The sequence below is a fragment of the Exiguobacterium sp. E4787 genome, from assembly GCF_018618375.1.
Lineage (GTDB): Bacteria > Bacillota > Bacilli > Exiguobacteriales > Exiguobacteriaceae > Exiguobacterium > Exiguobacterium chiriqhucha.
This window is the reverse complement of sequence record NZ_JACSLY010000006.1, coordinates 144,488-155,684: the sequence shown is the minus strand read 5'-3', so window position 1 is coordinate 155,684 and position 11,197 is coordinate 144,488. Positions and strand designations below refer to the sequence as shown.

Below are 11,197 nucleotides of genomic sequence, written 5' to 3'. Positions count from 1 at the left end.
ACGGAGGTATCATATGAGCAAATTATGGCTGATCGAAGGATTACCAGGGAGCGGGAAGACGACGTTCGCGGAAACACTCGCTGCAACACCAGGCTATACGTTTTATTCGGAAATCGATGCGTCACATCCGGTCGATGTTCATGACGTCTATTGGGTCGAAGCAGACGGTATGACGGAAGGCGAGGTCATCGATCAAGACGGAAACGGTCGATTCATACGATATCGTCCGAACGAACGTCGTTCTGGAGTCGACGTCTATGAGCTGCCGTTCGATATACATGTTGAACTGATGATCGGCCGTTGGCGTCGTTTCGTGGAACGGGTCAAAGGAGAGGACGGTACGTACGTACTCGAATGTGCCTTCCTGCAAAACCCGTTCACAATCGGCATGGTGGCCCAAGACGTCCCGAACGAGCAGATTGAAGCCTATATCGAGACGGTGGCAGACTTACTGGCCCCGCTCGACCCGACTGTCGTCTATTTAGAGACAGTCGACGTTCCGACCGTGTTTCGCGATGTCTATGCGGAACGGCCTACAGAGTGGCAACGTGGTTTCGTCGAGTATTACACGACTCGCGCTTACGCTCAGGCAAACGGATTGGACGGGATTGAAGGGACGATTCAACTGTTGAAAGACCGGCAACGGCGTGAATTGAGCTTGTTAGAGCGTTTGCCGGTCCGGACGATTCGCCTCGTCAATGACGAACGGGGGGCGTTCGAAGCGCTCGACGCATTACGGAGTAGAGAGGAGGCCGATCATGCAGACACTTAAGCAGCATTCGGACCGGTTTTGGTATATGGAACCGGTCGCGAAGACCGACCGTCCCATCTTAGGGGCCGTCGTCGGCGACACACATACGCTCATGATTGATGCGGGGAACTCTGAGGCGCACACGATTTTATTTCTAGATGCCTTGACCGAACGGGGCATCAAACGACCGTCAATCGTCATGTTGACGCATTGGCATTGGGATCATATCTTTGGATTGTCGGCGCTGACCGACATTGTCTCCGTCACGAGCACGGCGACAAAAGCCGGGATGGAACGATTGCTGCCCTATGCGTGGGACGATGCTTCCTTAGCCGAACGGGTCGAAGACGGAAGCGAGATCGCGTTTTGCGCGGAAGCGATCAAACTCGAATATGGAGAAGAGCGATCGATGCGCGTCGTCTTACCGACGCTGACGTTCGATGATACGCTCACCCTCGACCTCGGCGGGGTACACGTCATTCTGAAGCACGTTGGTGGAGATCACGCTGCCGATGCAGTCGTGGCTTATGTACCAGAGGAAAAGGTGTTGTTTTTAGGGGATGCCCTCTATGCGAACTTGTACGCGCCGACTTGGCGAATGACCCCGGCACGGACATTGCGTCTCTTAGACCTGCTCGATCAGTTCGAGGCCGAAGCGTACGTCTGGTCACACGGTCAAGTCGTGACCCGTGCAGAATATGAGAAAGACCGAGACGTTTTACGCCATTTAGCCCGAATTACCACGAATTTCCCAGGAAATAAAGAAGCGATAACCGCTCAATACGAACGTCTGACAGGTCGGACCGTCGACGAAGAAGTACAAGAGTTGATCTCGTTCTTCGTGAACGGTTCGAGCGAGGAAGCGTGATGAACATCAAACGAATTCATGATGAGGACGAAGCGTTTCAACAATTTTTGACGAGTCGATTGCGGATATTCAATGACGCTCATTCGGTACACCATCGCGAGATCCGCAACGCCGACGTCCCGGTCGTTCAGTTGAAAGTGGAACAGGACGGGGACGTAATCGCGGGGTTGTTCGGGAGCGTCTATTGGGGCTGGTTCGACTTGGACCGACTCTGGGTCGCGTCAGAACATGCGGGGACTGGCCTAGGGAGCCGTCTGCTCAAGGAAGGGGAACGGTTGGCCCGTGAACTCGGGGCGACGCGCGTCAAATTGACGACGTTCTCGTTTCAAGCGAAGACGTTTTATGAGCGCTTCGGCTATGAAGTCGCCGGCGTGCTCTATAATTATCCGCCGGGATCGGACTACTATATGATGACGAAGCAACTGACAGCTGATTGAAAAAAGGCGACTCGTGTGAGTCGCCTCTTTTCAATATACTTTATCCCCGTTAAAGATTGAGTTTTTCACCATGACGTAATCGACGGTGCGCAATGCATCGAGATTGTCCCCACCCGAGTAAGAGATAGCCGACTGGAGGTCTTGCTCCATCTCGGTCAACGTGTCTTGGAGCGCCCCTTTATGCTCAACGAACACTTTCTTGCCTTCGACGTTTTTCCGTTCCCCTTTTTGGAATTCAGAAGCCGACCCGAAGTATTCTTTGAGCAACTTCCCGTCCTGTTCGAACGTCTCACCCGGAGACTCGTCGTGTCCAGCGAACAGCGAACCGATCATGACCATCGATGCCCCGAAGCGAATCGATTTGGCGATGTCGCCATGTGTCCGGATGCCCCCATCCGCGATAATCGGTTTTGTCGCCGCCTTGGCACACCAACGGAGCGCGGCGAGTTGCCACCCGCCGGTGCCGAAGCCCGTCTTGATTTTCGTGATACATACTTTCCCGGGCCCAATGCCGACCTTCGTCGCATCTGCCCCGGCATGTTCGAGTTCTCGGACCGCTTCTGGTGTCCCGACGTTACCGGCGATCACGAACGAGCTTGGAAGATGGTGTTTGATATGTTGAATCATCCGGATGACCGCATTCGAATGACCATGCGCAATATCAATCGTAATGAATTCCGGCGTATGTCCGGCTTCCGCAAGCATCTCGACGAAACGATATTCGTCCTCTTTCACACCGACGCTAATCGATGCATACAAGCCACGCCCATGCATGTCCTCGATGAACTGGAGTCGCGTCTCTGGGTTGAAGCGATGCATGATATAGAAATAGCCGTTCTCGGCAAGAGACCGAGCGACGTTCTCATCGATGATGGTCTGCATATTGGCTGGAACGACCGGCAGACGGAACGTGAAGCCGCCGAGCGTCACGCTCGCATCACATTCAGATCTGCTGTCGACGACACATTTTGCGGGAATTAATTGAATATCTTCATAATCAAATACTTTATCCATGTTGTCACACCCCTATTTACGAACAATTTGGTTTGTTGAATGATAAATACTTCGCCCATTCGGTAATGTAACGTAAATTAGAACATATGTCAAAGGAATATGGCGATAAAAGGCAAAATTTCTGGATGATTGCTGATTAATCATCTCTAATGTTCGTGTTTAGTTACTTTTTTCTATGTTTCACGTGAAAAAAAGACCGCTTAGGAGCGGTCTTCAAACAAAGCGTATTGATTGCGGCCGTTAGCTTTCGCTTGATATAAGGCCAAGTCGGCTCGTTTGAGCAACAGTTTTGTCGACATTCCCGGTAGGTACGGAGCCACGCCGACGCTAGAGGTCGTGACGAACGAATGGCCTTCAATCTGCCATGGGCGCTGAAGGGCGGTCACGAGTTTTTCGGCCACGCGTTTTGGCGCGTCAGCTTCCGTGTAGCGGATGAGCACCGAGAATTCGTCACCGCCAAAGCGGGCGACCACATCTTGATTTCGCAATACGTCGGTCAAACGAGTAGAGAATTGGCGCAACAACTCGTCGCCAATGTCGTGGCCGAGCGTGTCGTTGATTTGTTTGAAACAATCGATATCGAGCGACAGGATGGCGAGTGACTCGTCTTCTTCCTCGAACCGGGCCAACGTCTCTTCCAAATAGGCGAGGAAATAGCGCCGATTCGGTAAGTCGGTCAACGTATCATGGTAAGCCAAATGCTTGAGCTGTTTTTCAAGCACTTTTCGCTTCATGATTTCACGCGGGACGGTCAAATAGTGAAGCAGTTGCCCCGTATCATCATAAATCGCTTGAATCTTCGTTTCGAGCCAAATCCAACGACCATCTTGATGCAGATGACGGAATTCGAGAGTGAGCGGCTCGCTCGTCGATGTCATCGTCCGGAGTTGTTGTCTCGCCGGTTCGACGTCATTCGGATGGATGAAGTCGAGCGTGTTCTTGCCCTCGTAGAACGACGGGGCATATCCGAGCACGGTTTGATGAGACGGCGAAGCGTAGCGGACTTGGCCGTCACGCTCGAGGATACAGACAAGGTCGCTCATATTCTCCGTGATCAGTCGATATTGCGTTTCGCTCTGGTGCAGGGCACGCTCCATCTCACGTTTCTCGGTCACGTCACGCAATAAGGTCATGACGGCGGTCGTTCCTTCGTAATCAATTAACAGGCTGCCGATGTCCATATGCAGTTTTCGACCGGCCGGCGTGACGAGCACGATTTCTGTATCTTGGACCGGATCGCCTTGGCGCAACGCCTGAAGGCTTGCCTTGGTCGTCTCATGATATTCCGTGGCGACGAACGTGAAAATCGATTCGCTCTCGATATACGTCTCGCCAATCGTTTCTAGCGCCAAGGCGTTGGCGTATAGAATCACGCCGTCTTTATGGACGACGATCCCTTCAGGAATCGTCTCAATCAATTGGCGATAACGGCGCTCGCTCTCCTGAGTCGCCCGTTCGGCATTCTTCTCCGGGGTGTGGTCGATAATGATGGCGAACAGTCCCGTGATATGTCCCCCGACTTCAATCGGAATATTCAAGATGGCCAAATCGAGCCAGTTGCCCGTCTTTTGCGGAGCGGTCATGCCGTATTTGTGCGGCGTGCCAGACAAGGCAGAGCGGAGACCCTCATCGACAAGGGGCCGTTCTGACTCGGGCAACCATGACAAAAAAGATTCCCCCAACAAATCGGCTTCCTCGTAACCGGTAATCTGTGTGACGGCAGGATTGACCGATTGGACGCGAAACGCATCGTCGAGGACGAAGATGCCGTGCGGTGAATAGCGTTGGAGCGATTCGTGCTGATCTTTCAAGATAGACAACTCGAGTTCACGACGTTTCCGTTCCGTCACTTCCCGGACGACCGAGATGACGTGCGTGCAGGCACCCGCCTCATCGAAGACCGGCGTCACCTCGGACTCGTAGTAATAAACGGGTAAGTGGATCTCGTGTGAGATGACTGCTGTCGTATAAGATGGTTCGGCCAGGCGATAGTCCTCGAAGACGAGACTCTTTCGTTCTCGTACCGCCTCGTCATAATGGCGTGTGACGAGAGCGGCCGTCTCAGGTGGAACCATGTCTTCGACACGTTTCCCGATATCGGCCTCTGTCCAGCCAATCGCCTGTCTTCCTGGTTCGTTTACAAATACGTAACGATAAGTTGAACCGTCCACTTCCATAAAGAAGACAAAATCAGAGATTTTGTCGAACGTACGGAGCAGGACGGAGGAATAGTGTTGGATGGTCTGGTCGGCGTGCATCATGTCCCTCATTTCAATCAAAAACTTTTCGGCGCGTCATTCTCATATTACCGTAAGTCGTAGCAAAATGTGTGAACATTCCAAAAAAGACAGGACGATGAGACGTCCTGTCAGGCAGCTTGCTTCATTTCGGCCCGCTCGCGGCGACCGTTCATTAAGTAATAGAGGAACACGGTGAAGAAGACGACACCGGCAAGTAACAGATAAAGCGTCGAAAAGCCGGTCAACGGAATGAGTAACCCGATCAAGTAAGGGCCGAATCCGAGACCTGCGTCGAGGGCGATAAAGAACGTCGACGTGGCCATACCCATCCGATGAGGGTCCGCCGCTTTGACGGCGATTGCCTGGGTACCGGACTGGATATTCCCGAAGCCAAGTCCAATCAATGCTCCGGCGAGTAACAGCATGACGGCATTGTTCGCCTGGCTCAAGACGAGCATTCCGACGGCGAAGAGGACGATGGCCGGATACATGACGATATTGGCGCCGCGTTCGTCCATCAGACGACCTGTGATCGGGCGCGAGATGAGGACGGCGATGGAGTAGACGAGGAAGAAGATACTCGCCGCTTCAACGAGGTCGAGCTCGCTCGCATAAAAATTAATATAGGACAGCACACTCGAATAGCTGAGGGCGGCGACGCCGATGATAAGCGCAATCGGTAACGCTTTCGGTTCGACGAATGCACCGAGCGAAAGACCCCGGACGACTTGTGGGTTGTCAGCTTCAGGCACCATTACAAACAAGGCGCTCCCTAAGCTGATGAGACCGATGACGAAACAGGCAAGAAAGATGACCGAGAAGCTCGTGTATTGGCTCATCATCAAGCCGACGAACGGTCCGATGGCAGTAGCGAGCGTTGAACTCATGCTATAGTAGCCGATTCCTTCGCCTTTTCGAGAGCCGGGAATGACTTGGGCGACAATCGTTCCGGTCGCCGTGCTCGATAGTCCCATTCCGAGACCGTGGGCAAAGCGCGTAAACAGTAAGAAGCCGATGCCAAAGTCGAGGAAATAGAGCAAAATCGTAGCCGTGAAGAACGTCAGGCCGATCAGGAGCGTCTTGCGACGTCCGATTGAGTCAATCAAGCGCCCGATAAAGAGTCTCCCGAAGAGGGTCCCGATAATGAAAATGCCGGTAACAAGGCCGGCCTCGCTCGTCGAAGCCCCATATGCTGAGACGGCGTGGACGCCAATCGTCACCATCAATAAGAAAAAGATGAGTGTTAAGAAGAAGTTGACGAGAGAGATGATAAGGAAATCTTTCGTCCATAGTTTTTGTGCGGTCAGTTGCATCTGCAGCCCGCCTCCTTATCCGTTTGATTCTAAATAGTTAATAAACATAACTAAAGGAGTATAACAAAACGAGAAGGGTTTGTCCGAATAGACGCATTCCAATCAAAACACCGATTCGCTTCAGCGAATCGGTGACATCGAGCAATTATTTACGGTCCCAGAACCGGCCTTTCGCGATACCGTCGATAAACGTATCGAAGCCATCGAGACTATGTTGTTTGAACGTGTAGACGCCAGGCTGATCTGTCTTCACGCGGCAACGGTCGAGCACTTCATCGTGATGCAAATGCAACGCGAGCGGTTTGAAGTGTTTATACGTGTTCTCGATGAACTCGAGCACGTCGTCTTCGACCGAGGTCGCGGTGCTGACGAGGAAAGCCGCATCGAACAGACTCGAGTCGACCGTGTCGTACGTCTCTTTCACTTTAAGATCTCCGAGCGTATACGATTTTTTTCCGACGAGGCTGTAGTTGACCTTGTGATCAGCGAGCGCTTGGACCCACGCCTTCACTTGCGCGGCATCAACGTCTCCAGCAAGGAGGACGGCGACGCTCTTCGTGTCCGGCTTCGCAATCGTGTTGGCCATGCTGAGCGCCGGTGAGGCTTTGTCCGAGACGACTTCGTTATTCTCGGCCGGGAGGTCGACACCTAGGTTGTCGGCAACGACCGAGGCGAGATGACGGTCGATTCGATTCAACAAATCGACGGCGTTCTCTTTGACCATGTCCGACTCACATTTGCCGAGCTCGAAGCTGCAGGCGTCTTGGATGTGCTGCTTTTCGACGTCGGTCATGCTGTTATAAAACATCTTCGCTTGCGAATAGAAGTCGAGGAAGCTGTCGCTCCGGCCGCGAATCTTGTGGCCGTCGACTTTCTCTTGATAGTGCTCGAATCCGCCTTGGTCGGCTGGGACGGGCTCCGGTTGATTGTTGTTGAGCGCGTTTTTATGGTAGCTCGTCTGGCCCTTATGGACAGACATCTGATGCATGCCGTCGCGCTGGTTGTTATGGAACGGACAGACCGGCTTGTTGATCGGGATTTGATGGAAGTTCGGTCCCCCGAGACGTGACAGTTGCGTATCGGTGTACGAGAACAGGCGCCCTTGAAGGAGCGGGTCGTTCGAGAAGTCGATTCCCGGCACGAGGTGGCCAGGGTGGAACGCGACTTGCTCGGTCTCGGCGAAGAAGTTGTCGACGTTGCGGTTGAGCATCATCTTCCCGACAAGTTTGACGGGAACCTCTTCTTCCGGCCAAAGTTTCGTCGGATCGAGAATGTCGAAGTCGAACTTGAACTCGTCTTCTTCGGAGATGATTTGAAGCCCGAGCTCCCATTCTGGATAATCGCCTTTATCGATTGCTTCATACAGGTCGACGCGGTGGAAGTCGGCGTTCTTACCGAGCGCTTTCTGCGCCTCGTCCCAAACTTGTGAATGAACACCGAGTTTTGGTTTCCAATGGAACTTGACGAAATGCGCCTTACCTTCCTTGTTGACGAGACGGAACGTGTGCACACCGAACCCTTCCATCATGCGAAGGCTGCGCGGGATGCCCCGGTCGCTCATCGCCCACATGATCATATGGGCCGTCTCATGGTTTTGTCCGACGAAGTCCCAGAACGTGTCGTGGGCGCTGCCGCCTTGAGGTACTTCCGTGTGCGGCTCCGGTTTCACGGCATGGACGAGGTCGGGGAACTTGATGGCGTCTTGAATGAAAAAGATCGGCATGTTGTTCCCGACAAGGTCATAGTTGCCTTCGTCGGTATAGAACTTGGTCGCGAACCCACGAACGTCGCGCACGGTATCCCCAGACCCACGCGAACCTTGCACCGTCGAGAAGCGAACGAACACCGGCGTCACTTTCGACGGATCGTTCAAGAAGTCGGCTTTCGTATAGTCGGCGAGCGACTCATACACTTGAAACTCCCCATGTGCCCCGACGCCTCGTGCGTGCACGATACGCTCAGGAATACGTTCGTGGTCGAAGTGCGTCATCTTCTCGCGGAAATGGAAATCCTCGATCAATGTCGGTCCACGACGTCCGGCTTTGAGCGAGAACTCGTCCTCTGCCATCTTCAGCCCTTGGTTCGTCGTGAGCCCGGCTTGTTGCTCGTTATCAATCATATGTTGTTTTAACTGCTCTTCTTTCTTGTTCCCCATGTTCGTGCCTCCCCTTTAAGTATGTGCACACGCTGTAAGCCACATTTTGGCCTACTGTACGAGTTTTCCCTAACCGACCGAGAAAAAACCCCCATTTTTAAAATGGAGGTTAGCGTAACATCGATAGCGTTTTCGTCGTGCCGTCCGACAGTTTGTAGCGCACGACGTAGTGGCGCGACGTCTTCTGAACCGTGGCAGACGTGATTTTCGTCGTCTTTTCACCGATATGGATCAACGTCAAATACTCGACTTGATTGCGGAGTCACCAGTCGTAGTCCCGGTACGCCACATAACTCGCACCGACGGCGAATTTCGGGAGCGGTGCGACTTTAAGTTGCGACAGATGGATCAATCGGTTCTCGTTGTCTTTCATTTCATAGTGTCCTCTTTTATCTGACTGATCAACGGTCGCATATATACCATCATATATTTAGCCAAAGAAAGGAAAATTCGTACTATATTTTTGGATGAATCAGGTTATAATGCGGCCCAGACACTTTGCTTCAAGACGATACGTTGTACCGTTTCGGGATTGAGATCATATTTCGTTGAGACGGTACGGGTCACTTTCGCTTTCAAGTCAGGGTCGTCCGATTGCTCGGCCTCGTAGACGCGATTCCACGCTTGCCAAACGCGTGCTTCTTCATCTGACAGTTGTGTGTCCCATTCCTTCTCTTTTAACTGCCAGCCGAACGACATCTCTTCATAGGCGCCGGGTTGGACCGTGTCCGCCAGGCTCCAATCGCCTTCAGGGGCGAATACGGCTTCGCCGAGTGGCGATTCGGTACCGATATAGGCTTCGTGATCATAAAAGCGGAGGAGGGCGGCTTGGAACGTATCGCGCGCCGTCATCTCGTCCATGACATCCTGACTGATGGACTGGAGCGTCTCGACGTCAGGTTGTCCGTGGACCACGATATCATACGTATAGCGGACGGCCTCATCTTCTGTCACAGCTTGTCTCGTTTCAATCGTGTAACGTCGTTCATCCTCTGTCGCCTCTGCTTGCGTGACGGTTTCGTCGGTCGTTTCTTCGGCTGGCTCGTGCGGCCAGACGTAGACGGTCAAGGCGATGGCGGGGATGAAGAGAAGAGCGCGCCTCAGCCGATACACCCATTTTGGTTTTTGTTTTGTTGTCATTTCACTCACTCCAATGTGTATGTATAAAAAATCCCCTGATGTCAGGGGATTAACGTGTCCGATTTAATCGTACGATTCGAGCATCTGGATTGTCGATGCCGCGGACCAACTCGCTCAAGATTTTAGAACCTAACATGCTGTAGACCGTGCCGTTGCCCCCATACCCAAGTAAATAATAAAGGTTCGGACGGTCCGGATGTTCCCCGATAAAGGGTAGTTGGTCGATTGACTCACCGAACAGGGCCACCCAGGCGTATTCAACTGTCAAATCATACATCGGGAACAGCGCCTCGACTTCTTGGCGCAATCGCTCGGCCCGTTTTTGAATGAGTGCCTCGCTATGCGGGGTTTCTGCTTTTTCTTCATCGAGTCCGCCGGCGATGATGCGGCCGTCGACGGTCGTCCGTAAATAGAGGTACGGCCGTTTCGTTTCCCAAATGAGCGCCTGACCTTCCCACTCGTCGAAGTCAGGAACGGGATTCGTCGCAATCGCATAAGAACGGTTGAGTTCGATCCGATGCGTGTCGAGGAGCGGGGCCGGGCGATAACCGGTCGCAAAGATGACGTGGCCCGCTTTGAACGTTCCCGCGGGGGTCAAGACGAGCCAGTCGTCTCCATCGGCGACGACTTCTGTGACGTCCGTCTCTTCGAAAATCGGGACGTTTTGGGTCGACAAGTAGCGGACGACCTGACGGCTGAGCGTGAGCGGATTGACCTCGGCATCGCCGTTCGTAATCAAGCCGGCCGGTTTATCGAACGGATAGCGGTCTTGTAACGCCTCCCGGTCGAGCCATTCGGCCGCGAGTCCGTGTTTCGTCAGCATCTCATACTCCCGTTTCAATTTGGAGACATCTGCTTCGCTGCTGGCGAAGCAAAGGCTGTCACGCCGGATATAGACGTCTTTGGCGTCGACCGTCCCAGCGACCTCGTCGAGCGCATCCACCGCCTCGGCACACAGTTTATAGAAGCGGACCGCGTCCTCTTCACCGATTTGCTCGGCTAGTTCGTGCAACATAATGTCGTTCGAGTATTGAATGAGTCCTGTGTTCGCGGCCGTACTCCCGGCTCCGACTTTCCCTTGGTCGATGACGGCGAAATCGACACCGTCTTTGTAAAGCGTATAGGCTGTCAGCGTTCCCGACATGCCCGCGCCGATGACGAGTACGTCGTAGCGCTCTTTCTTGATCGGTTTTTGTAAGACGATCTGTTCCGATTCTGTGGTCGGCCAATATAAGTTCCCGTTGTGCATCTCCATAACGTCATCCTCCGATAATCAGCA

10 protein-coding genes are annotated in these 11,197 nt (G+C 53.1%); 3 read left to right on the top strand and 7 right to left on the bottom strand.

Features of this window, described 5'->3' with window-relative positions:
- The first annotated feature begins 13 nt into the window (after positions 1 to 13).
- Genes KNP80_RS08905 through KNP80_RS08895 form a run of 3 tightly spaced genes read left to right on the top strand, consistent with a single transcriptional unit; the run spans position 14 to position 2,056 of the window.
- A complete protein-coding gene (locus tag KNP80_RS08905) occupies positions 14 to 772 on the top strand; it encodes a P-loop NTPase family protein (RefSeq protein WP_214834543.1) in 759 nt (252 codons plus the stop codon).
- Positions 759 to 1,619 (top strand): MBL fold metallo-hydrolase, encoded by an 861-nt coding sequence (locus tag KNP80_RS08900; RefSeq protein ID WP_214834541.1) that lies wholly within the window; start codon positions 759 to 761, stop codon positions 1,617 to 1,619. Before KNP80_RS08905 ends, KNP80_RS08900 begins: the two co-directional genes overlap by 14 nt.
- On the top strand, positions 1,619 to 2,056 hold the full coding sequence (locus tag KNP80_RS08895) for a GNAT family N-acetyltransferase (protein ID WP_214834539.1): 438 nt from the start codon (positions 1,619 to 1,621) through the stop codon (positions 2,054 to 2,056). The genes KNP80_RS08900 and KNP80_RS08895 overlap by 1 nt, the downstream gene beginning before the upstream one ends.
- Positions 2,057 to 2,086: 30 nt before the next feature.
- Here KNP80_RS08895 and guaC read toward each other — a convergent pair whose 3' ends face one another.
- The 7 genes from guaC to KNP80_RS08865 all read right to left on the bottom strand — a co-directional run bounded on the left by guaC (position 2,087) and on the right by KNP80_RS08865 (position 11,173).
- Positions 2,087 to 3,070 carry a GMP reductase gene (gene guaC / locus KNP80_RS08890; protein WP_021067936.1) on the bottom strand — a complete coding sequence of 328 codons (984 nt, stop codon included), beginning with the start codon at positions 3,068 to 3,070 and terminating at the stop codon, positions 2,087 to 2,089.
- Positions 3,071 to 3,270: 200 nt separating this feature from the next.
- Complete coding sequence (locus KNP80_RS08885; RefSeq protein ID WP_214834537.1) at positions 3,271 to 5,328, bottom strand: PAS domain S-box protein; 2,058 nt, start codon at positions 5,326 to 5,328, stop codon at positions 3,271 to 3,273.
- Between the two features lie 110 nt (positions 5,329 to 5,438).
- Entirely contained in the window at positions 5,439 to 6,623 is a 1,185-nt protein-coding gene (locus KNP80_RS08880; RefSeq protein WP_214834535.1) for an MFS transporter, read from the bottom strand.
- Between the two features lie 145 nt (positions 6,624 to 6,768).
- Complete coding sequence (locus tag KNP80_RS08875; RefSeq protein WP_214834533.1) at positions 6,769 to 8,778, bottom strand: catalase; 2,010 nt, start codon at positions 8,776 to 8,778, stop codon at positions 6,769 to 6,771.
- A 109-nt stretch (positions 8,779 to 8,887) separates the two neighbouring features.
- Complete coding sequence (locus tag KNP80_RS15915; protein ID WP_285800965.1) at positions 8,888 to 9,019, bottom strand: hypothetical protein; 132 nt, start codon at positions 9,017 to 9,019, stop codon at positions 8,888 to 8,890.
- Between the two features lie 236 nt (positions 9,020 to 9,255).
- Entirely contained in the window at positions 9,256 to 9,918 is a 663-nt protein-coding gene (locus tag KNP80_RS08870) for a hypothetical protein (RefSeq protein WP_214833029.1), read from the bottom strand.
- A 49-nt stretch (positions 9,919 to 9,967) separates the two neighbouring features.
- Positions 9,968 to 11,173, bottom strand: coding sequence for an NAD(P)/FAD-dependent oxidoreductase (locus KNP80_RS08865; RefSeq protein WP_214833027.1), 1,206 nt, complete (start codon positions 11,171 to 11,173; stop codon positions 9,968 to 9,970).
- Positions 11,174 to 11,197: the final 24 nt, after the last annotated feature.